Here is a 21,724-nt window from a genome sequence, read left to right as displayed (position 1 = left end):
ACAGCAGACCTCCTTTTCCGTTCACTTTCTGTTTTCTGCCGCCTGTGAACTCTGGCGGCGCAGTCCGGGCAGTATTTAGCCCGGTTGGATTTGGGGACGAACACGCCGCCGCAAACCGCACAGCGTTTCATGTCCTTATCCCGGAAAATCTCCGCTTTCAGCGTCCCGTCCAGCGGCAAGACCGCCCAGCGGAACCACTTACAGCAGACCGAGAAAGAAACCGTCTGCGGGCAGGTGCAGGCGTCCCCATCGTCAAGGACAATGCAGTTGCCGTCCTCACAGCAACAGCACTCCCGGCGTATCAGGCTGGCCGCCTGTTTCTTCTGCGCCGGTGTCATGCGGTAAAGGGAACCGTCCGGCCTGCGTTCCAGCGGCGGCAAGTCTTTATAGGGGTTATCTCTCATGCGTTCCCTCCATTTTGCTTTCCATTGCCGTTCTCCCCGAAAAGGTTTCCTGCCTCGTCGTCGCAAGCTGCGTATCGCTCGTTTCGCCGCAAGCGGCAAAACTCACTCGCTCCGCTGCTCCTCCTCTCCCCACAAAGCCATGCGGCTTTGCGGGGGCCCCGACAATAGCGGCGTATTCCGGCGTTGGCACGCTCCCCGCAGCTTCGGGACGTTTTGTCCCGAAGTGACCTCTGGACAAAGTGTCCAAAAGTCCGGCTCCTGGCGGTGCTTCCCCAGCCGTGGTATTCTCTTTTCGGACGGTCATTCTGTTTTCAAGGTGCTGTCCATCGATGAACTACCCTAAGTCTACACGAAAAAAATGCAAATCCCGGCTTTTTGCGAGAATTGCATTTTGATGAAGTTTACACTTTGGAAATTGCATTTTTGCAATTATCTTGTATAATGGAAGTATGCGGAGGAGGTGCGTGTCTATGGCTTTACCCGGAACACCCGGACAGCGGATTTCCGATTTATGCAACGGGAACCACATCACACAAAAGGAACTTGCGGAGAAGATAGGCGTTTCCGCTTCCCAATTGAGCCGCATTGTCAGCGGCGAAACAAGAACGGTAAGCAGTGATATTCTCATAGGTGTGGCAAAGGAATTTAAGGTATCGACAGACTACATACTGGGCTTGTCTACCGTGAGCGTCCGTAAAAGTTACGATATTTCTGAATTAGGCTTGTCAGAGGGGGCCGTGAGGGGGCTTGTGACGGGTGCTGTTGATGTGCAAATCCTCAACCGTCTGTTGGAACACAGGAATTTTCCCAAGCTGATAGATTTGATACGGATTTATTTTCAGGATACGGCGGCAAAGGGCATAACAGCAAGAAACCAGCTTATCGAGATGGCAACGGCTTCCCTGTCCGACCTGATGAAAGAACACCCGGAACACCGGGCAGAAGCGAAGCAGGATTTACAGCTTTTGAACGCCCAAAAGATGGGGGAACATGAAGCGGAGATTGAAAAAATCAAAAATGTGTTCCTGGCTATCCTGCGGGACATTAAGAAAGACATAGACAACGGGGAACAGCCGGGAGAAGCTGTGACCGCCGCTATGTTCCAAGCCATGCGGGACGCACTGGCGGAACAGAAACAAAAACCGCTTTCCATTGACGATGTAACGGCGATGATAGCCGGACAGATTGGACAGCTTGCGCCGATGGACGAGGAAACCGCCGACCTGTTTCAGCGGTTAGTAAAGAAAATGATTGAACAGGCAGAGAAATAAATGTAGGAGAATATTAGAAAATGGGAAAAAGCAACTCGTACTATATGCAGCTTCATGTAGAAGCACTGTTTACAATGAATGAAAAGAACGAACTTATGACTATAAGGGAACCATGGGACTCCACTTCACAGCCGGCTCCCCGCTTCTATTTGACAAGACCACTTTACGAAAAACCACATACTTATTTTCGTGCTGACGTACCGAAAGAATTATGATATAATGAGTTATCAACAAATCAAAATTTGTGGAGGTAAAATATAGATGAATCAAGGAAGAATTATTGTGATTACAGGCTCACCGGGGACAGGAAAAACAACAACTGCGTCAATTGTCGCAAAGGAATCAGATATGGATAAATCAGTGCATATGCACACCGATGACTTTTTTCATTACTTAAGCAAAGGCGCAATACCACCACATTTGCCAGAATCCAACGAGCAAAATCTGGTTGTCATTGAAGCCTTTTTAGAAGCTGCAAAGCGATATGCTCGTGGCGGATATGATGTAATTGTAGATGGGATTGTCGGGCCATGGTTTTTGGAGCCATGGAAAGCTCTTGTTCGGGAACATTATGAGGTGCATTATATTATTTTAAGGGCAAGTAAGGAAGAAACCTTAAAGCGGGCTGTTGAACGCTCAAAGTTAGACCGAAAAACAAATATCGAATTGGTAGAAACAATGTGGGAGCAATTTTGCAATCTGGGAATATATGAATCGAATGTTGTAGATACGACCAATTATTCCATTCAAGAAACTGTTTCCGCAGTACAAGAAAAAATCGCAAGTAGGGCAGCATTGTTGTCTTAGATTGTTTTGGTGCAATTCCCATTTATCGAGCAGATGAAGTTGGGGAGCCGCCTGGAGGCGGCGGTGCCGAAGGATAAAATAGGAGATGTTAAGGTTATGAATAATGAATACGATAATGAGAAGTTTTTTGAAGAATATGCAAAGATGTCCCGCAGTAAAGAGGGGTTAAAAGCTGCTGGTGAATGGCATCAATTAAAACCTTTGTTTCCTTCGTTAGAAGGAAAATCTGTTCTTGACTTGGGGTGCGGATATGGCTGGCACTGCAAGTTCGCAGAAGAACAAGGAGCTACAAAAATATTAGGGATCGATTTAAGTAAGAAAATGATTGAGGAAGCCCAAAAGCGCAATTCAGGAAATCAAATTGAATATCGTATTAGCGGATTAGAGGAATATGACTATCCAGAAAATGAATGGGATTGTGTTATATCTAATTTAGCTCTGCACTATATAGAGGACATAGTGGAAATATTTCAAAAAGTGTATAGGACATTAAAACCAGGTGGAATTTTTCTTTTTAATATCGAACACCCTGTTTTTACCGCAGGAGTTGGGCAGGATTGGATTTATACAGATGATGGGAAACCGCAATATTGGGCGATTGATAATTACTTTATAACAGGAGAACGAAATACACATTTTTTAGGATGTGATGTAGTAAAACAACATCACACACTTACACAGATTATAATGGGATTGCTGAACAATGGGTTTGAGCTTAAAGTTGTAGAGGAAGCAGAACCGCCTAAAGAGATGATGGATATTCCGGGTATGGAAGATGAACTTCGCCGCCCGATGATGTTACTTGTAAAGGCGATAGCGAAAAAATAATATCTCTATTAGGAAAACTGATATACCCCAATTTAGAGAATGGCATAGTAATTCCTAGTGATAAAGAGAAAATGATTGCACTGGCAAATAAATACATTGAAAAAGAAAATGTAGATGCACTCATTCTCGCCTGTACGGAGCTGCCACTTGCCATAAAGCCCGAAGATGTTAATGTGCCAATCGTGAATACAACCCAAGTACATATCAATGCAATTTACCAATATGCAATTCGATAAAAATAGCAAAGCCAGCCGAGCCAGTCAACGGTCAAGATGAACGGCGCATTTCATGCGCCGCCGTTGACAGCCCCGCCCGTCTTTGCTAAAGGGTAATCAAGGCGGGAAAGCCCTAAAATGGCTTCACACCTATTTCAATAATTGGAGGAGATAAAAATGAGATCAGAAAAGGAAGTTTATGATATTGTTTTGAATTTTGCAAAAACAGACAAACGCATTCGCATGGTTACTTTGGAAGGATCTAGAACAAATACAAATATTCCGCCTGATGATTTTCAGGATTTTGATATTACTTTTTTTGTTACGGATATGGACAGCTTCACAAGTGATGATAAATGGCTAGATATATTTGGTGAAAGGTTGATTCTGCAAAAGCCGGAAGATATGGAATTATTTCCAGCTGTAGAAAAGGGATTTTCATATTTAATGCTGTTTACTGATGATGTTAAGATAGATTTAACTTTGCTGCCGCTGGAACTGATAGACGAGTATTTTACATGGGATAAACTGGTAAAGTTACTGTTGGATAAAGACAACCGTATCGTAAAGCCGCCAATACCAACGGATATAGACTACCACTTGCAGAAGCCTACTCAAAGAATGTTTGACGATTGCTGTAATGAATTTTGGAATACTACAACATATGTAGTAAAGGGCTTATGCCGCAAAGAAATTCTTTTTGCTATTGACCATATGAATGATATAGTACGAAAAGAATTGCTTCGCATGATTTCCTGGCTGATTGGTATCAAACAGGGATTTCATTTCAGTTTGGGAAAAAACTATAAATTTATGAAGCAATATGTCCCAGAGGAATTGTGGGAACGACTTATGTCTACTTATAATATGGATTCCTATCCCCATATGTGGGAATCCTTTGAACAATGTATGGCATTGTTCCGGGAGGTTTCGTCAGAAGTGGCATGCCAGTTGGATTACCAGTATCCACTATATGATGAAAAAATCAGTAATTATGTGATTCGGCAAAAGAAAAAATATGGCATTGAAGATGATAACAAATAAAATTTTTTCAATCGAAAAAATTTATTTTGATTATTCAATTTTGAAAAACTGAATACCTCAAAATCAGAAAGAGCGCGGCCAAGCACTTTGAGGGATTGGCCGCCTTGTCCACCCATCCAGCGGGGCGGCGGGCGGCGGTCAAGGCCGGGTGTAACCCCGTTCATTTCAGCCTTGACGGTTGCCCGCTGTCCTGCTACTTTTCCGGGAGTGTGGCCACAACTTCGGGACACTTTGTCCACAAGTCGGAGCGTAGGACGAGGGACGGGGGCTTTCATATACGCCCTGTCTGCTGATGAAACCAGACCTGCGCTTGCGGCTCCACGCCACGCAAGCACAGCCCTGTTTTCTTGCCGCTTCAAATCTTGCCGCTTCAAATGCCCTTGCCCTCCCCGGCGGCAACGGCATTTTCACGACAACGCCGACAGAGCGTATAACACACTACACTTTGCTTCGCAAAGTCGTGTGCCAAATGGGGGCGTTGCCCCCTTTGGAAACCCCCACAAGAAAAGGCGATATGCTACCCCTCCACGGGGCGCATACCGCCTTTTCTTGTTATCCAGCCCTCCGGCTGTATTGGTTGAGCAAAAGTCAGCGTGGGATTGGTGTGGTATCTTTATCTAAGTGAACCCCCGGTCTCCCACTTGGAGATCGACTGGCGGGATACGTTCAGTTTTTCCGCAAGTTCTCCCTGGGACAGTTTGCTTTGATTGCGCAGCGTGAAGATTTTTTCACCCAATGTCAATGGTTTTGCTCCCCTTTCCGCGCTTTTATCATAGCAAAGAAGAGAAGAAATGTCGACCAAGCGAACGGTTCAGTTTTAGCAACCAGCGGTTGCAGAAGCCTTTTTCCGCCTGTGAGACAGCAGCGGTGATTGACAGAAAGGGAAAACACTGTTATAATGAACATTGTTCAGTTTGAGGTGATAACATGAATGCAGCGGTAACGTCGCGACAGGACATTTTGGAAGCCTGCCGGCAGCTGGTGCGCACCGATGGCTGGGATGCGGTGAATATCCGCACCGTAGCGGCTGCGTGCGGGGTGGCGGTCGGGTCGATTTACAACTATTTCGGCTCGAAGGCAGAGCTGGTCAGCGCCACGGTGGAAAGCGTGTGGTGCGACATTTTTCACACGCCGGAAGACCCGGACCTGTTTCAAAGCGCGGAAAGCTGTGTGCGTTGGCTTTATCAGCGCATTTTGTATGGCGCGCAGACGTATCCCGGATTCTTTTCCATGCACTCCGCCCGGTTTTTTCATCTGGAAAAGGCCGAAGGGCGCGTTCGCATGGAACAGACCTGGAGCCACATGATGGACGGTCTGTGCACCGTTCTGGAGCGGGATGCGCGCGTGCGGCCGGGCGCCTTCGATTCGGCGTTTACGCCCCGGGTCTTTGCGGGAACGCTGTTTTCTCTGCTGCTGGGCGACATGGTGCGCGGGCAGAACGATCCCGCCGCCGCGCTGGAATTGGTACGCAGAATATTGTATTGAAAGACAGCCCGCCAGGCGGGCTTCTTTTCAGGCTCAAAATGAACAATGTTCACAATAAAGGAGGAACGTTTATGAAAGTGCAGGCAAAGACGCTGCTGTTGCTGGCGGGTCTGGTCTGGACCGCGGCCGGGGGAAACATTCTCCGCATTGGTCTGGAAACGTACGGGCCGTATGTGAACTGGACCAACGGGCTGATTTCTCTGGCGGTATTTGCTGTTTTCTGGATTTTTGTATTTTCCAGACTGGTGAAAAAACACACGGCACGCATCACCGGATACGAAGACCGGCAGTATTTCTGGCGCTTTTTCGACGGCCGGTCCTTTGCGATCATGGCGGGAATGATGACGGGCGGCATTGTACTGCGCACGGCCCGGCTGGCGCCCGACCGGTGCATCGCTGTTTTTTACACGGGATTGGGCGCCGCGCTTTTGGGTGCGGGGCTGGCCTTCGGCATTCGTTTTGTACAGAAAATTAGGTTTTGCAGGGAAGGAGAGATGTTATGAGAGCGATGATGGAGACCGGTTTTGATGCGGTCTATCTGATTTTGGTGCTGACGCTGGGGGTGAAAATGGTCACCTGGAAAAACGCGCCGGCACAATTCCGTCTGTTTGGCGTTATGGCCATTGTGCTGGGCGCGGGTGACGCGTTTCATCTGGTGCCCCGGGCGGTGGCCCTTTGCACCACGGGGCTGGAAAACTTTGTGACGGCGCTGGGCATGGGCAAATGGATCACCTCGGTGACCATGACCGTCTTTTACGTGCTGCTGTACTATGTGTGGCGTTTGCGCTATCGGGTGCAGGGCGGAAACGGCTGGACCGTTCTGGTCTGGGCGCTGGCGGCCGTGCGGATCGTGCTGTGCATGATGCCGCAAAACGAATGGCTGAGTGCCAATCCGCCGTTGAGTTGGGGCATTTACCGCAACCTGCCCTTTGCGGCGCTGGGGCTGGTGGTACTGGTGCTGTTTTACCGCAGCGCCCGGCGGACAAACGACCGGGCGTTTCGCTGGATGTGGCTGACCATTGTGCTCAGCTTCGGCTTTTACATTCCGGTAGTCTTGTGGGCGGACGCAGCTTCCTGGGTGGGAATGCTGATGATTCCGAAAACGTGCGCCTACGTGTGGACCGTGCTGATCGGATATCGCGCATTGCGCAGGGAGGGAACAACATGAAACGATTTGCGAACGCGGCGCTTGTGTACGGAGCGCTTGCCCTGGCGGGCGGGGTGTTTTACCGGGAATTCACCAGACTGTCCGGCTTCACGGACCGGACGTCGCTGGGACTGGTGCACGCCCATTATCTGGTGCTGGGAACAGGCGTCTGCCTGCTTTTGCTGCTGCTGGAAAAGAACGGGCTTTTGGGTGCCCGCCGGGCGAAATGGGCCGCGCCGGCCTATCATATCGGTTTGAATCTTACGGCGCTGGGGCTGCTGGTCAGGGGCGTTGTGCAGGTGTGCGGTGCATCACTGAGCCCGGCGCTGAACGGTGCGCTGTCCGGCACAGCGGGCCTGGGACACCTGGCGCTGGGTGCGGCTGCGCTGTATTTGCTGGTGCACGTGCGCCGGTCCGTGTAAACAATAAAGCCAAAACGGCCCGCCTGTCCCAGACAGGGGGGCCGTTTGCTTTATACACCGAACAGCGTGCGGGCGTTTTCTTCTGTGATGCGCAGAACTTCTTTCTCGGTCAGGCCGCGGATCTCCGCCAGCCGCCGGGCTACGTGCAGAATCAACCCCGAGTGGTTTTCCTTTCCCCGGAAGGGAACGGGCGCCAGATAGGGGCAGTCGGTCTCCAGAAGAATTTTATCCAGGGGGCACGCGGCGGCGGCCTCTACGGTTTTGCGGGCGTTGGCAAAGGTCAAAACACCGCCGAAACCGATGTACAGCCCCTGCGCCGTCAGCCATGCCACGTCGTCGGCACTGCCGGAATAACAGTGCACCACGCCCTTGGGCCGGTGCTTTTTCAGCATTGCGTACGTGTCGGCGTGCGCTTCCCGGTCGTGAACAATGATGGGAAGGTCGTGTGCTTTGGCCACTTCCAGTTCCGCTTCAAACAGGGCTGCCTGCTCTTCTTTGGGAATGGGCCAGTAGTGGTCCAGGCCGCACTCGCCCACGGCCACCACCCGTTTGTCTGCGTACAGGGGTTCAATGGCCTCCAGTTCGGCCCGCCAGTCTCCGCCGAAGCGGGTGCGGGTGGACGCGTCCTCTTCGATCAGGCTTTGGGGATGGATGCCTGCGGCCACATACAGCCAGGGGTATTGGTCCGCCAGGGCCAGACACTGGGTGGCGGTGTCGAAATCGGTGGCGCAGTCCACCACGGCGCATACGCCCTGACCGGGCAGCGAATCCAAAAGCTGCGTGCGGTGGTCGTCAAACCGGTGGGAAGTATAGTGGGAATGGGTGTCGAAAATCATAAGTTACCTCTCGAAAAAAGCGCCCCGCCGGGGCGCTTTTTTGTGTTGTCAGGAGATCAGGCTGCCGGGCTGGACTTCGTCCGGGAAGAAAATCACGGACGCGCCGCCGTCGGGCAGGTTGGCGGCCATGATCATGCCCTCGCTCACGTACTGGCCCTTCATCATGGGACGAGGAGCCAGGTTGGCCACAATGGCCACTGTGCGGCCGATCAGATCCTCAGGTTTGTACCACTTGGCAATGCCGGAGAGCACGGTGCGCTCCCGTTCGCCGTCAAACAGAGTGATCTTCAAAAGTTTGCGGGACTCCTTGATGGTCTCGCAGGTCAGCACCTTGGCTGCACGCAGTTCGCACTTGGCAAAATCGTCAATGGTGACCTGGGGCCGGTGCTCCAGGGGCTGCGCATTCTCAGCGGGTTTGGGCGCTTCGGGTTTCGGGGCGGCTTTGGCGCGGGCGGCAGCCTCTGCCTTGGCCAGCTCTTCCAGCTCTTTGGCGGCGTCAATGCGGGGGAACAGCGCCTCGCCCTTTTGCACGGTGTAAGCCGCATGGGTGCCGAAGCCCTTCAAATCGTCGTAGCTCATGGCTTCGCCCGCAATGCCCAGCTGAGCCGCCATTTTCGGCGTGGTATCGGGCATGAAGGGCGCCAGCAGCGTAGCCACATAGCGCAGGCTTTCGCACAGGTTGTACAGTACAGCGGCCAAACGGGGCTTGTTGGCCTCGTCTTTGGCAAGCACCCAGGGGGTGGTCTCGTCGATGTACTTGTTGGCGCGCTGAATGCCCTTGAAGATCTCCGCCAGAGCCTGCGGGATCAGCAGCTCGTCCATATCGGCGGTGACATTGGCAGGCATGGCCTCGATGACGGCTTTCAGTTCGTCGTCAAAGGCGCCGGAAACGCGCTCTTCGGGCAGGGTGCCGTCGAAGTACTTTTCCACCATGCTCACGGTGCGGCTCAAAAGGTTGCCCAGGTCGTTGGCCAGGTCGGAGTTGATGCGGGAGATCAGCGCTTCGTTGGAGAAGTTGCCGTCGTTGCCGAAGGGAATCTCGCGCAGCAGGAAATAGCGGATGGCGTCCACGCCGTAGCGCTCGCACAGGATCACCGGGTCCACCACGTTGCCCTTGGATTTGGACATTTTGCCGCCGTCCAGCAGCAGCCAGCCGTGGCCGAATACCCGCTTGGGCAGGGGCAGATCCAGCGCCATCAGCATGGCGGGCCAGATGATGGTGTGGAAGCGCAGAATTTCCTTGCCCACCATGTGCAGGTCCGCGGGCCAGTATTTGTCGTAATCGTTGTAGGCGTCGTTGTCATATCCCAGGGCGGTGATATAGTTGGACAGCGCGTCCACCCACACATACACGGTGTGCGCGGGGTCGAAGTCCACGGGGATGCCCCACTTCACAGAAGTGCGGGACACACAGGTGTCCTGCAGGCCCTGGTTGATGAAGGCGATCATTTCATTTTTGCGGCTTTCGGGCTGAATAAAGTCGGGGACGTCCTCATACAGCTTCAAAAGGCGCTGGGCGTATTTGCTGGTTTTGAAGAAATAGGCCTCTTCCTCGGCCTCGTATACGTCGCCGCCGCAGTCCGGGCATTTGCCGTCCTTCAGCTGGCTGTCGGTCCAGAAGCTCTCGCAGGGTTTGCAGTAATGGCCTTTGTAGCAGCCTTTGTAGATGTCGCCCTGTTCGTACAGTTTTTTGAAGATTTTCTGCACGGCTTTTACGTGATAGTCATCGGTGGTGCGGATGAACCGGTCGTTGGAAATGTTCATCAGTTTCCACAGGTCTTTCACGCCGCCTTTTCCTTCGACGATCTCGTCCACGTATTCTTTCGGGGTCACGCCTTTGGCGGCGGCCTTGTCCTGAATTTTCTGGCCGTGCTCATCGGTTCCGGTCAGAAACAGAACGTCGTAGCCCTGCATCCGTTTGTAGCGGGCCAGCGCGTCGCAGGCCACGGTGGTGTAGCTGTGGCCGATGTGCAGCTTGTCGCTGGGATAGTAAATGGGCGTTGTAATGTAGTAGGTCTTCTTTTCCATATGTATTCTTCCTTTCAAAGTGCGCGAATGGAACGCACTGTGATTTATGTGCCGCGCAAGGCATCGGCCTTGCGGTCAACAGCGTCAAACAGTTCCCGGTACAACTGCGTTTCGCCGGGATAAGGGTGGGTCAGCGCCGCTTTTTCAAAGGCGGCCCGGGCTTTTTGCGCGTCTGTCTCGTTTCCGGTCTGCAGGCGGGCGGCGGCGTACAGTGTGCACTGGCTGGGCGGCGAGGTCTTGCCCGCCCGCAGTGCCCCCAGCAGTTTCGGCGTGCACAGCTTGCCCGCCTCGGGGCCGGGGCCTTTGGTCAACAGCGTCAACAGCAGTACGTCCCCTTCGGAGGCCAGCTTCTGGGCCGGCACCACCTGAGGAAACTGCAGCAGCTGGTTTAACAGGGCGATGGTCTGGTCATAGTCACCGGCGTCCATGCGGCGGGCCGCTTCCAGAACCAGCAGCCCAAAGGTCAGCGCCGGGGTGTGCTCTGTAAAATCCGGCAGAGGCTGGGTCCAGTCGGCGGGCAGGTCCAAAGGCCGCGCGCCCTGGGCCAGCCGCGCGTTGGCCGCCAGAGTGATCCAGAAGGCGCGGCGCGCTTCAGCGCCTTTGCGCAGGGCCAGAAGGTTCACACCGTCGTTGCACACGTCGGGCAGGGGCAGCAGATTGACGAGGCCCATGAACAGATTGGTCAGACCCGCGCTGGCGCACAGAAATCCGGCCAGCGAGGGAAGTGCAAAGGCAATTCCCAGCAGCAGCGCACCACCCAGCAGGTTGAACAGCGCGCCGCCCAGATTGTACAGCACATAGGGATAGGCACCGTCCGGCTGGCCGGGTGGCGACATCAGGCACTGGCCGGCGGTCCCTGCCACCTGGCAGCGGCCCCGCACCAGTTTGCCGTCCCGTTTGGTCCAGATGGTCTTTCCCGCCCGGAAGGAGACAAATTCATAGCCTGTGGCCAGCCCGAACACCAGATGGCCGGCCTCGTGCAGCGGAACAGAGAACATGAAAACCACAGACATCCACACGAGCGTGACCAGCAGACTCAGCAGAAGGGGAAAGAGAGACAGATCCAGCACCACAGGCAAAAAGGCGGAGTACAAAGCCACCAGCACAATGCCCATCACGGCGCCGATCAAGATAAAAGCCAATTTTCGGAACAGTCTTTTCATAGAGGGCTCCTCTGCCGCAAAGAGCGGGGGACGCAGGAACGCGCCGGGTTATTTCTCGTCGATGAAAAAGCGCTTGTACCAAACCAAAAACGTAAATACGGTCCCGTTGGGGGGAGCGGGGGGCTGCCGCATCCCCCGCAAAAGCGCCGGGTTATTTCTCGTCGATGAAAAAAGCGCTTGTACCAAACCAAAAAGGTGAACACGGTCCCGTTGGGGGGAGCGGGGGGCTGCCGCATCCCCCGCAAAAGCGCCGGGTTATTTCTCGTCGATGAAAAAGCGCTTGTACCAAACCAAAAACGTAAATACGGTCCAGATTTTGCGCTGGTTGTTGGCCTTCTCCTGGAAGTGGTCATCCAGCAGCTTCATCAAAGCGGTGGTGTCAAAGAAAATCGCCGCGTAGTCGCTGGTAAAATATTCTTTGACCAGGTTGTAATATTTCTCCTCCCGCAGCCAGTAGCGGATGGGCACCGGGAATCCCTTTTTGGGACGGTTGGCCCACTCGTCGGGCAGGGTGCGGTTGGCGGCATGACGCATGACCACCTTGGTGTTCGTGCCCTGAATGCGGTAGCGGGTGGGAATGGTCTCGGCAAAGGACATCACTTTTTTATCCAGGAAGGGCACCCGCAGCTCCAGACTGTGCGCCATGCACATTTTGTCGGCCTTCAGAAGGATGTCTCCCGGAAGCCACAGGTTCATGTCCAGATACTGCTTTTTAGTCACTTCGTCCTTGTCTTTGACGCGGGCGTAGACTTCGCCGGCCAATGTGTGGGGCGAGGGACCGTTTCGGTAGGCGGGCTTCAGAACGGCCTCGGCTTCCTTTTCCGGGAAGACCAGGGCCTGACCCAGGAAGGAATCCTCGGGCCGCTCGGCACATTTCAGCAGGAAATTTTTGCCTTTGAAATAGGGCATTTTCTTGGCCACGTCCGCAGCCAGACGGCGCAGCGGGCGGGGGATGCGCTTGAACTTCTCCATGGCGGGGGTATCGGCGTACCATTCATACCCGGCAAAAATCTCATCCGCACCTTCGCCGGACAGGACCACCGTCACATGCTCCCGGGCCAGCTTGGCCAGAAAATACAAAGGCACGCTGGAAGGGTTGGACTGGGGTTCGTCCATGTGATACTGGATGTCGGGGAACGCGTCAAAGCATTCCTCGGCGGTCAGCAGTTTGCGGTAATTGGTCACGCCCAGCTTTTCGGACAGTTCAGCCGCGTAATTGGTCTCGTTGAACTTGTGATAGTCAAAGCCCACGCTGAACGTGTTGTCCGGCATCAGGCAGGCGGTGATATAACTGGAGTCCACGCCGCCGGACAGGAAAGAACCCACCTTGACGTCCGCGATGCGGTGCGCCTGCACGGATTCGTGCACGGTTTCATCCAGCTGCTGGGTGCAGGCCTCAAAGTTCTGCTCTTTGGGCTCGAAGTCGCAGTCCCAATACCGCTGGGTGGTCAGACGGCCGTTTTCATATACCAGATAGTGCGCGGCCGGAAGTTTGTACACGCCTTTGAAGAAGGTCTCTTCCGTAGCGGAGTACTGGAAAGTGAGGTAGGGGCGCAGCGCGTTCTCATTGACCTGCTTGACAAAATCCGGATGGTCCAGAAAACTTTTGATCTCGCTGCCGAAAATCAGACCCTTGTTGCCGGGGATGGGGTAGTAGTAGAAGGGCTTGATGCCGAAGATGTCCCGGGCGCCGAACAGGCGTTTGCGCTGCGTGTCCCAGATCACAAAGCCATACATGCCGCGCAGGCGGTACACCACATCGGTGCCCCACTCCTCGTAGCCGTGCACCAGAACTTCCGTGTCGGCATGACAGTGGAACGTGTGGCCTTTGGCTTCCAGCTCCTTGCGCAGCTCCATGAAATTGTAGATCTCGCCGTTAAAGGTGACGATGACGGTGCCCTCTTCGTTTTTCATGGGCTGCGCACCTGCCTCGGACAGGTCCAGAATGGACAGGCGGCGGAATCCCAGGGCCACGTCTTCGTCGGTATACATGCCGCCCATGTCCGGCCCGCGGTGTACGATGCGGTCCATCATGCGCTGCAGAATGGTCTCTTTGCTGTTTAAAATGCCTGTAAATCCGATAAAACCACACATAGGGGGTCAATCCTCCTCAAAGCCGATGGGTGTTTTGCCGAATGCCAGAATGGCATGTTTGGCCAGAACTTCCATCGAGTCGATATAAAAAGAATCCAGATGCTCGTCCCGTTTGATGAGAGACAGCTCCGTGCAGCCCAGAATGATGCGGCCGCAGCCGGCGCTGCGCAGATGGTCCGATACCTCGCAGAAAGCCTGCCTATCGGCAGGTTTTCCCTGCTTGATATCCTTGTAGATGATATCCATGATCTTTTGCTGGTCGGCGGGGCAGGGCACTTCACAGGCGAGCCCCTGCGCTTCGCACTGGCGCTGATAGGTGCGCGTTTCAATGGTGCCGCTGGTGGCAAGGATGCCCACCTTGTCGCAGCGCTGTTTGGCGGTGCGCACCGTCTCTTCCACCATGTTCAAAATGGGAACGGGAATGGTCTGGTTCAGACGGTCGTAAAAATAGTGCGCCGTATTGCAGGGAATGGCCAGCATCTCGGCGCCAAAGGTCACCAGCCGCGCCGCGTCCGCCGCCATGATGTCAAAGGGGTCGTCCTGGCTTTGTCCCAGAATGAAGCGCGTGCGGTCCGGGGTGGTGGCCCGGCTGTTGATGATGATGTCGATGTGGTCCTGGTCGCAGGCGGCCTTGGTGTGGCGGGTCACAAGTTCGTAAAAATAAACCGTGGCCATGGGGCCCAGCCCGCCCAGAATGCCCAGCATCTTTGGAGGCATACACGTCCCTCCTTACTTGTAATAGGTTTTGAACTTCTTGAAATAGCGCTGCATGTGCACCAGATAATAGGCCATGCGCTTGGGGTTGGTCAGAAGGTCCGGCCGGTAGCCGAAGCTGGTGGTCTCCCGGCCTTCCCGGGCCAGCTGACGCGCTTTGGCCACGAAGGCGGGGCTCTTTACATATTTGTACACCACAGCCCGGGGCACGGAATGCCAGAACGTCTCTTTCTGGTTCATCACGCAGGGGCCCAGGTCCTTGTTCAGCACCCGGTCTTCCACCACGTACCGGGCCAGGTTGTAGCCCGCGCCCGTCACATAGTAGTTGGAACGGCCCTGACGCAGATTGATCTCGAACACGCGGTAAGAGCCGTCCCGGCTGTCGTACTTCACATCAAAGTTGGCGAAGCCCGTGTAGCCGATGTCCTCAAGGAAGGCTTTCAGCGTTTCCATCAGAGATTCGTTGTACTCGGTGATGATGGCCGCGTGGTTGCCCAGTGCTTTGGGCGTGTGCTCCTCCAGGCCCACGTGACCCAGGCACATCATTTTTACGCGGCTGTTTTTGTCCACATAGGCGGTCAGCACGTGCATGAAGCTGTCGTCGCCGGGCACCATGTCCTGCACCAGAACTTTGTCCGGATAGCCGGCGCCGTAAATCTGTGCCAGAATGCGGGCGGCCTCCTGAGGATTCTGGGCCGTGTAGACCTTTTTCATGCCGTCGAAGGGATGCTTCCAATACAGAATGGAAGAAGACGGCTTCACGATCACCGGGTAGGAAAAGCCCAGTGCCTCTTCGCTCAGTTCCTCAGCCGGCAGTGCCTTCTGGGCGCAGAAGGTTTTCGGATAGGGAATGTGATACTGGTCGCACAGGTCGTAGAAGTCCGCTTTGGAAACCAGCTTGTCCCGCAGCGCGGGGGTGATATAGGGCGCGACGCAGTTTTCGGGCAGTTCGTCCCGAATGCCCATCAAAAGGCTGGCATAGTCATCGGTGCAGCCCAGCACAATGCAGGTCTTGTCCGCGTGCTGGTGCGCAAATTGGGTCACCGTGGCCAGCAGCGTGTCCCGGTTGTCAATGTCCTGAATATAGGTGCACTGCACAATGCGGGAGTACATGGTGTCGCCCATGGGCCAGCGGCCGAACGCATGGGAAACCACGCCGTACTCTTCGTGAAAGGCGCGCGCCACAGAATAACAGTTCATGTCCGCGCCGATCAGCACGGGCAGAATCTCAGGTGTTTGAGCCATACAAAAAGCCTCGCTTTTTCACACGGGGTACACAACCCCATAATATTACTACTTTATTATATAGCCAAAACGGGGCTTGTCAACCAAACGGACAGGGGAAAAGTGGCGGACAGAAACACAAAAAAGCGGCAGCGCCTTTCGCGCTGCCGCCTGTTTCATTGATTCAATTGTCCAAACCGATTCTCCGCTTTTTCAGAGTTAAAAAACATTTGCCTTTTAACCACTGCGGAAAGGGTGGTTCCCCTTTTTCTTTACCAGTGCATGGGTCTTATTTCCCTTCAAAAGATCTACCGGTTTACTCGCCTGAAGATCTCAGTCTCAAGCGCATTTCATTCATTCAACCACAAACAAAACTGGATTTTTGCGATCTATTATAAATGTGAATGTGTTTGGAAGAACAAGGCCGATTGCCTAGTACATTGGTATAAAAAACCTTTCTCTCGTTTTTATTTTGGTCCCCGTTTTCGGATTGCCTGTTTTTCAAGACGATCTTCGGAACCTTTGCAGCTTCTTTGCTGCTGTAACCGCCGCTTTATTTTTTATGGGCAAGATCTCCAGTGATCTTATGCCGTTCTATTTTGTGGGGCGGTGTTTGTGTGCCTCTCGGCTGCAAGACGCATAAGCTCATGTTGGCGGCGCCTCGCTACACGGTGTTCCATCTGCCTCATCTCCTGCGGTTTCTCTTCCCGCAACTCCGGGCAGTGAACCAGCTCTAATCGATGTTCAATCGTAGCGGTCCGTCCTGAGTTATACGCCCTGCACCAACTGCACAGGTTCTTCTGCTTGGTACATGGGCTTCAACTCCCTTCCTGTTTTCTGTCTTTATTATAGCCTGGGAATGGATTATGCGCAATAGACAAAATAGAAGAAACTTATCGTAAAATTCTATATAATATACACATAAAACTGCGGTACGTACAGTTGACGGCGGCCGGAAAAACCGTCATAATAGAGAAAAGAAACAAGCAGGGGGATGGAGCATGAAGGCACACATTGCCGCGGCGGCGCCGCGGGCTTATTATTACGGCGTCACGGACGGGCGCGCCGCGCTGCTGGAGGTGCTGAACGGGTTCGGCATCACAGCCAGCGCCATTGCGCCGGGGCAGCTGGTGCGCACGGTGGCGCAGCTGGACGAGCCGTGCGCGGCGGCGCCGGTGAGCGGCCCGGCGGAGAGTCTTTTGCTTTTGGACGGCGTGGACGGCCCGGCGCTGCAGGCGCTTCTGGCGGCGCTGCGGGCACGGGAGGTTTCGGTGGACTACAAAGCGGTGGTCACGCCCCACAACCGAAGCTGGACGGTGCTGGAGCTGATGGAAGAACTGAAGCGGGAGCGGCAGGCGATCAGGGAGGCGCAAAAACAATGAAAATTGACACATTGACGCAGGAGATCCGTCAGGCGGGCTGCGCGGGGTTCTGTTATGAGCAGACCGGCCGGCCCCGCTTTCGGGACCGGGTGACCTTTTACCGGGACGGGCGCGTGCTGTTTGAGCGGTTTTGCTACGGTGAGGCAGCAGGCAAGGCCTGTTCCATGTGGGCGGCGGCTGTGGACGAGCAGGGCCGCATTTTGTGGGACTATGACAGCTGCTCCTACACGGGCAAAAGCGAAGCGCCTGTGCAGATCACGGGCGCCGGACGCGGCGGCCTGGTGCTGGACGGAAAGCCTGCTTTGTGGGAGCGGGTGGAGACCTTGAAAACCGACAAGGAGCACGGTTACGGCGCACTGAAGATTTTGTGGCTGCGCCTGCGGGGAATGTGACGGACCTGCCGGTGCAAATAAAAAAGGGGGCTGCGGCCCCCTTTTTGTTTGTGTTTATGCGATCTGGAACAGATAGAATTTGAGATAACTGGTTTCGGGCACGCCCCACAGAATGGGGTGATCCGGCGCCTGCTGGCGCGCCTCGATCTGGCGCAGCTGCACGCCCGCGTCCCTGGCGGCGTCCCGCAGCATCCGGCAGAAGGCCTCTTCGGTGGCGAAGTGGCTGCAGCTGCAGGTGGCCAGATAGCCGCCCCGGGGCAGAAGCTTCATGGCCCGGTAGTTGATCTCCTTGTAGCCCCGCAGCGCCGCGTGCAGCGTTTTGCGGGATTTGGTGAAGGCGGGCGGGTCCAGAATGATGAAATCGTACTTGGGTGCGCCCGGCTGGGCCAGCGTGGGAAGCAGATCGAACACGTCCGCTGCCACGCACTCCATCACGTCTTCCACGCCGTTTACCTGCGCGTTGTGCCGCGCCATTTCCACGGCGCTCTCGCTCACGTCCACGGCGGTCACATGGGCCGCGCCGCCCAGGGCTGCGTTCAGTGCGAAGCTTCCGGTGTGGGTGAAGCAGTCCAGAACGGTTTTGCCCTTGGCCAGGCGCGCCACGGCGGCCCGGTTGTATTTCTGGTCCAGGAAAAAGCCGGTCTTCTGCCCGTTTTCCACGTCCACGGTGTACTTGACGCCGTTTTCCACGATCTCGGCCAGCGGCGAAGCGGGCGTGGGCAGCCCCGGAACGGGGAACCAGCCCTTGTAGGTTTCCAGCCCTTCCAGCGTGCGGATGGCCACGTCGTTGCGCTCATATACGCCGGTGATCTCCTGGCCGTCTTCCCGCAGAAGTTCCACCAGCTGCGGCAAAAGAAGGCCTTTCAGACGCTCCATGCCCACGCTGAGCACCTGGACCGAAAGCAGAGGGCCGAACCGGTCCACGGTCAGGCCGGGGAAGTGGTCCGCCTCGCCGAACACGATGCGGCAGCAGGTCAGCTCTTCCGGCCGCAGAACGGTTTTGCGGTACTGCCAGGCGTGGTCCAGCCGGCGGCGCCAGAAAGCGGGGGAGAAATCGTCGTTGGCGTTGCGGGACACCAGCCGCACCCGGATCTTGCTTTGCAGGCTGACAAAACCGGTGCCCAGATACTGGCCCTTGGGGCCGACCACGTCCGCCAGCACGCCGTTTTCCACGGCGGGGGCCTGGGTCACTTCGGTGTCGTAGATCCAGGGATGGCCTTCCCGCACGGAACGGGCGGCTTTTTCGGTGACGGTGAACAGGGGAAACGAGCGCTGCTGCTTCATATACAAATACCTCGATTTTTCAGTCTTTCTCCATTATAATAGAGCCAGAGGAAAATGAACAGGGGGAACAGACATGGAAATTGAACGCAGATGGAAAATCGCCGGCTTCCCGGAGAATCTGCCGCTGCTGCGGCAAGCGCACATGCGGCAGGGATACATTGCCACCGCGCCGGTGGTGCGCATCCGCACGGACGGGGCCCGCTGCGTTTTGTGCTTTAAGGGAAAAGGCACGCTGGCCCGGGAAGAGATCGAGACGGACATTGACGCCGAGACCTTCCGCAGGCTGGAGGCGTTCATCGGCAAGCCGCTGGTGAGCAAGGACTACCGGGTGTATGCCCTGCCCGACGGCCGCCGGCTGGAGGTGAGCCTGGTGGACGAGGACCTGCCCACCCGCTTTTTCTACGCCGAGGTGGAGTTTGACACGGTGGAGCAGGCGCAGGCGTATGTGCCGCCCGCGGACATCGGCCTGCAGGAGGAGATGACCGAGGACCGGGGCTTTTCCATGAGCGCGTACTGGAAGCGGACCCGGTTGGGGGATTGACGGCTGCGCGGGAATGTGTTATTCTCACAGCAGACTGAAAAATTGGAAGTGAGAAGATGCGCAAATAATCCGGCTTTGTACGGCAGAAAACAGGCTGCGTCGGGCAGCTTTGTTTTGTGCGCCACAAAAGCGGGGTGATTTGCGCGTCCGGGCCTCTTTGTTCGACAAAAGCCGCGGATGCGGCGGGCTGCGCCCTTGCGGGGTGCGGTTCGCTGTCCCGCGGTTTTTTGTTGAAAGGAGGCGCTTGTATGGCGCAAATTTCCGTAGAACATCTCACGTTTGCCTATGACGGCGGCGACCCGCTGTTTGAAGATGTGTGCTTTTCCATAGACACCCGGTGGCGGCTGGGGCTGACCGGGCGCAACGGCAGGGGCAAAACCACGCTGCTGCGGCTGCTGGCCGGCCGGCTGCCGGACGGCGGAGCCGTGCGCGGGCGTCCGGCCTGCGTGCTGTTCCCGTTTTCTGTGCCGGACCCGTCCCTGCCCGCGGGGCAGCTGCTGCGCGCCTTTGCACCGGATGCGCCGGAATGGCGCTGTGCCTGCGAGGCGGACCGCCTGGGTCTGCGCGGGGAGACGCTGGCCCGCCCTTTTGCCGCACTGTCCGGCGGGGAGCAGGTCAAGTGCATGCTGGCCGCGCTGTTTGTGCAGGAAGAGGGATATTGCCTCATCGATGAGCCCACAGATCATCTGGACGCGGAAGGCCGCGCCTGTGTGAGCCGGTATCTGAAGGAGAAGGACGGCTTTTTGCTGGTCAGCCACGACCGGGATTTTCTGGACGGGTGCGTGGACCACATGCTGGCGCTGGGCCGGGAAGAGGTGACGCTCTGCCGGGGCAACTATTCCACCTGGGAGCGGGAAAAGCTGCGCCGGGACGAGGCCGAGCGCGCCCGCAGCGAAGGGCTGCGCCGGGAGATCGCCCGGCTGGATCAGGCGGCCCGCCGCGCTGCGGACTGGGCGGGAAAGGCGGAGGCGGAAAAACATGCGCGCAATTCCGGCCTGCGGCCGGACCGGGGGTATCTGGGTCACAAGGCGGCCAAACTGATGAAGCACGCCAAAACGGTGCAGGCTCGCCGCGAGGAGGCGGCCGCTGAAAAACGGCAGCTGCTGCGGGAGGCGCAGACCGCGGAGGAACTGCGTTTTCGGCCGCTGCGCTGGGAGAAGGCGTCGCCGCTGGTGCGGGCCGAAGACCTGACGCTGTATTACGACGGCCGGCCGGTGTGCCGGGCGGATTTCTGCCTTCAGGCGGGCCGGCGCCTGGCGCTGACCGGCCCCAACGGATGCGGAAAAGCACGCTGCTGAAAGCGGTCTGCGGCGTGCCGGTAGAGCGCACCGGCACGCTGGCCACGGCCCCGGGGCTGGTGGTGTCCGCCGTGCCGCAGGACCCGGCGTTTCTGAAAGGAGAACTGACGCAGCTGGCCCGGCGGGAGGGCGCGGACGTGACGCTGTTTTTTACGTTTCTGCGCAAGCTGGGGCTGGAGCGCACAATCTTTTCGCTGGATGCGGCCCGGCTCAGCACCGGCCAGAAAAAGAAAGTGCTGCTGGCCCTGAGCCTGGCGCGCCCGGCGCACCTGTATGTGTGGGACGAGCCGCTGAATTATGTGGATGTGCTGTCGCGCCGGCAGATCGAAGTGCTTGTGCAAACGGCGGATACGGCAATGCTGGTGGTGGAACATGATCGCGCGTTTTTACGCAATATCGGCGCAGAAATATTAGCACTTAAATAAATAGAGTGCTGGAGTACAAAGAAAAATGTTGATTTACCAAGGAAAAACGAAAACATTGTGACGAATTTGTGAAAATTAGCACTCTAGTGTTGACAGTGCTAAAAAACTGGGTATAATAAAATTGTACCTTGAAGGAGGGCTTCAGGGAAACAAAAAACAAATCACAATGAAGGCAAACGAAGGCGGAACAAAGTTCCGCCGGGAAAGACGTTTTGATTGGAGGAATGACTTATGTTGCCTAGCATTTTTGGTGAAAATCTGTTCGATGAATTCTTTATGGATCCGTTCAACGATCCGTTCTTTACTTCCAGCCGGAACGCGCTGTACGGAAAACACAGCAAAAACTTGATGAAGACCGACGTGCGTGAAACGGACGGTACCTATGAACTGGATATTGATCTGCCCGGTTTCAAGAAAGATGAGATCAATGCAGAGATCCGCGACGGATATCTGACAGTCAGCGCCGCCAAAGGTCTGGACAAAGACCAGAGCGACAAGGACGGCCGCTACATCCGGCGTGAGCGCTATGCCGGCCAGTGCAGCCGCAGCTTCTACGTGGGCGAGGGCGTGACGGAACAGGATATTTCCGCGAAGTTTGAAGACGGCATCCTGCGCCTGTCCATCCCCAAGAAAACGCAGCCGCAGCTGCCGGAGACCCGGCGCATCGCCATTGAGTAATCACCTGAAAAACGCCCCGGCGGGCATGCCCGCCGGGGCGTT

At 55.6% G+C, this 21,724-nt stretch carries 25 protein-coding genes and 1 pseudogene; 16 read left to right on the top strand and 10 right to left on the bottom strand.

Annotated features, from left to right (window positions below):
- Positions 1-404 (bottom strand): cysteine-rich VLP domain-containing protein (locus WMO24_RS15205; protein WP_349217229.1); only part of this gene is annotated, 404 nt, incomplete at its 3' end.
- A gap of 449 nt (positions 405-853) precedes the next feature.
- Here WMO24_RS15205 and WMO24_RS15200 point away from each other — a divergent pair.
- From WMO24_RS15200 to WMO24_RS15180, 5 genes are all read left to right on the top strand, one after another.
- A complete protein-coding gene (locus tag WMO24_RS15200) occupies positions 854-1,675 on the top strand; it encodes a helix-turn-helix domain-containing protein (protein ID WP_007215982.1) in 822 nt (273 codons plus the stop codon).
- A gap of 261 nt (positions 1,676-1,936) precedes the next feature.
- Complete coding sequence (locus tag WMO24_RS15195; protein WP_007215980.1) at positions 1,937-2,482, top strand: P-loop nucleotide/nucleoside kinase family protein; 546 nt, start codon at positions 1,937-1,939, stop codon at positions 2,480-2,482.
- 96 nt (positions 2,483-2,578) lie between these two features.
- Positions 2,579-3,310, top strand: a complete 732-nt coding sequence (locus tag WMO24_RS15190; protein ID WP_022582627.1) for a class I SAM-dependent methyltransferase — start codon at positions 2,579-2,581, stop codon at positions 3,308-3,310.
- Entirely contained in the window at positions 3,307-3,546 is a 240-nt protein-coding gene (locus tag WMO24_RS15185; protein ID WP_071585656.1) for an aspartate/glutamate racemase family protein, read from the top strand. The genes WMO24_RS15190 and WMO24_RS15185 overlap by 4 nt, the downstream gene beginning before the upstream one ends.
- A gap of 156 nt (positions 3,547-3,702) precedes the next feature.
- Positions 3,703-4,569: an aminoglycoside 6-adenylyltransferase AadE gene (locus WMO24_RS15180; RefSeq protein ID WP_001255868.1), complete on the top strand. Its 867-nt coding sequence runs from the start codon at positions 3,703-3,705 to the stop codon at positions 4,567-4,569.
- On the opposite strand, the gene WMO24_RS15175 is transcribed toward WMO24_RS15180, so the two are convergent.
- Both WMO24_RS15175 and WMO24_RS15170 read right to left on the bottom strand, forming a co-directional pair.
- Positions 4,518-4,943 carry a hypothetical protein gene (locus tag WMO24_RS15175; RefSeq protein WP_032548332.1) on the bottom strand — a complete coding sequence of 142 codons (426 nt, stop codon included), beginning with the start codon at positions 4,941-4,943 and terminating at the stop codon, positions 4,518-4,520. The two genes, WMO24_RS15180 and WMO24_RS15175, sit on opposite strands and share 52 nt — an antisense overlap.
- A 257-nt stretch (positions 4,944-5,200) precedes the next feature.
- A pseudogene (locus WMO24_RS15170) lies at positions 5,201-5,311 on the bottom strand (helix-turn-helix transcriptional regulator); the annotation flags it as partial.
- Positions 5,312-5,496: 185 nt separating this feature from the next.
- Between WMO24_RS15170 and WMO24_RS15165 the strand changes: the two are divergent.
- The 4 genes from WMO24_RS15165 to WMO24_RS15150 all read left to right on the top strand — a co-directional run bounded on the left by WMO24_RS15165 (position 5,497) and on the right by WMO24_RS15150 (position 7,623).
- A complete protein-coding gene (locus WMO24_RS15165; RefSeq protein WP_349217223.1) occupies positions 5,497-6,054 on the top strand; it encodes a TetR/AcrR family transcriptional regulator in 558 nt (185 codons plus the stop codon).
- 71 nt (positions 6,055-6,125) lie between these two features.
- Complete coding sequence (locus WMO24_RS15160) at positions 6,126-6,557, top strand: hypothetical protein (RefSeq protein ID WP_349217222.1); 432 nt, start codon at positions 6,126-6,128, stop codon at positions 6,555-6,557.
- Entirely contained in the window at positions 6,554-7,222 is a 669-nt protein-coding gene (locus WMO24_RS15155; protein WP_349217221.1) for a hypothetical protein, read from the top strand. The genes WMO24_RS15160 and WMO24_RS15155 overlap by 4 nt, the downstream gene beginning before the upstream one ends.
- Positions 7,219-7,623 carry a DUF2871 family protein gene (locus WMO24_RS15150; protein WP_349217220.1) on the top strand — a complete coding sequence of 135 codons (405 nt, stop codon included), beginning with the start codon at positions 7,219-7,221 and terminating at the stop codon, positions 7,621-7,623. Before WMO24_RS15155 ends, WMO24_RS15150 begins: the two co-directional genes overlap by 4 nt.
- Positions 7,624-7,673: 50 nt before the next feature.
- On the opposite strand, the gene WMO24_RS15145 is transcribed toward WMO24_RS15150, so the two are convergent.
- From WMO24_RS15145 to WMO24_RS15120, 6 genes are all read right to left on the bottom strand, one after another.
- Positions 7,674-8,459 carry a TatD family hydrolase gene (locus WMO24_RS15145; protein WP_349217219.1) on the bottom strand — a complete coding sequence of 262 codons (786 nt, stop codon included), beginning with the start codon at positions 8,457-8,459 and terminating at the stop codon, positions 7,674-7,676.
- Between the two features lie 48 nt (positions 8,460-8,507).
- Positions 8,508-10,487, bottom strand: a complete 1,980-nt coding sequence (metG, locus tag WMO24_RS15140; RefSeq protein WP_349217217.1) for a methionine--tRNA ligase — start codon at positions 10,485-10,487, stop codon at positions 8,508-8,510.
- Between the two features lie 44 nt (positions 10,488-10,531).
- Positions 10,532-11,650, bottom strand: a complete 1,119-nt coding sequence (locus WMO24_RS15135) for a hypothetical protein (protein WP_349217216.1) — start codon at positions 11,648-11,650, stop codon at positions 10,532-10,534.
- 255 nt (positions 11,651-11,905) lie between these two features.
- Positions 11,906-13,744: an asparagine synthase (glutamine-hydrolyzing) gene (asnB, locus tag WMO24_RS15130; protein ID WP_349217214.1), complete on the bottom strand. Its 1,839-nt coding sequence runs from the start codon at positions 13,742-13,744 to the stop codon at positions 11,906-11,908.
- Between the two features lie 6 nt (positions 13,745-13,750).
- Positions 13,751-14,461, bottom strand: coding sequence for a cysteate racemase (gene cuyB, locus WMO24_RS15125; RefSeq protein ID WP_349217213.1), 711 nt, complete (start codon positions 14,459-14,461; stop codon positions 13,751-13,753).
- A gap of 12 nt (positions 14,462-14,473) precedes the next feature.
- Positions 14,474-15,703 (bottom strand): carboxylate--amine ligase, encoded by a 1,230-nt coding sequence (locus tag WMO24_RS15120; protein WP_349217212.1) that lies wholly within the window; start codon positions 15,701-15,703, stop codon positions 14,474-14,476.
- On the opposite strand from WMO24_RS15120, the gene WMO24_RS15115 reads away from it, so the two are divergent.
- From WMO24_RS15115 to WMO24_RS15105, 3 genes are all read left to right on the top strand, one after another.
- Positions 15,691-16,080: a hypothetical protein gene (locus tag WMO24_RS15115; RefSeq protein ID WP_349217211.1), complete on the top strand. Its 390-nt coding sequence runs from the start codon at positions 15,691-15,693 to the stop codon at positions 16,078-16,080. The two genes, WMO24_RS15120 and WMO24_RS15115, sit on opposite strands and share 13 nt — an antisense overlap.
- Before the next feature lie 603 nt (positions 16,081-16,683).
- Positions 16,684-17,064, top strand: a complete 381-nt coding sequence (locus WMO24_RS15110; protein WP_349217210.1) for a DUF3783 domain-containing protein — start codon at positions 16,684-16,686, stop codon at positions 17,062-17,064.
- Entirely contained in the window at positions 17,061-17,456 is a 396-nt protein-coding gene (locus WMO24_RS15105; RefSeq protein ID WP_349217209.1) for a hypothetical protein, read from the top strand. Before WMO24_RS15110 ends, WMO24_RS15105 begins: the two co-directional genes overlap by 4 nt.
- 54 nt (positions 17,457-17,510) lie before the next feature.
- Here WMO24_RS15105 and WMO24_RS15100 read toward each other — a convergent pair whose 3' ends face one another.
- Entirely contained in the window at positions 17,511-18,740 is a 1,230-nt protein-coding gene (locus tag WMO24_RS15100) for a class I SAM-dependent rRNA methyltransferase (protein WP_349217208.1), read from the bottom strand.
- 73 nt (positions 18,741-18,813) lie between these two features.
- Between WMO24_RS15100 and WMO24_RS15095 the strand changes: the two genes are divergently transcribed.
- The 4 genes from WMO24_RS15095 to WMO24_RS15080 all read left to right on the top strand — a co-directional run bounded on the left by WMO24_RS15095 (position 18,814) and on the right by WMO24_RS15080 (position 21,682).
- Positions 18,814-19,281, top strand: a complete 468-nt coding sequence (locus WMO24_RS15095) for a CYTH domain-containing protein (RefSeq protein WP_349217207.1) — start codon at positions 18,814-18,816, stop codon at positions 19,279-19,281.
- Positions 19,282-19,529: 248 nt separating this feature from the next.
- The gene (locus WMO24_RS15090; RefSeq protein WP_349217206.1) at positions 19,530-20,579 is read left to right on the top strand and encodes an ATP-binding cassette domain-containing protein; all 1,050 of its coding nucleotides are present in this window, start codon (positions 19,530-19,532) and stop codon (positions 20,577-20,579) included.
- Positions 20,558-21,004, top strand: coding sequence for an ATP-binding cassette domain-containing protein (locus WMO24_RS15085; RefSeq protein ID WP_349217205.1), 447 nt, complete (start codon positions 20,558-20,560; stop codon positions 21,002-21,004). The genes WMO24_RS15090 and WMO24_RS15085 overlap by 22 nt, the downstream gene beginning before the upstream one ends.
- A gap of 231 nt (positions 21,005-21,235) precedes the next feature.
- Positions 21,236-21,682, top strand: coding sequence for an Hsp20/alpha crystallin family protein (locus tag WMO24_RS15080; RefSeq protein ID WP_349217204.1), 447 nt, complete (start codon positions 21,236-21,238; stop codon positions 21,680-21,682).
- Positions 21,683-21,724: the final 42 nt, after the last annotated feature.

Source organism: Ruthenibacterium intestinale, from assembly GCF_040096265.1.
Classification (GTDB): domain Bacteria; phylum Bacillota; class Clostridia; order Oscillospirales; family Ruminococcaceae; genus Ruthenibacterium; species Ruthenibacterium komagatae.
This window is presented reverse-complemented; position numbering and strand designations above follow the sequence as displayed.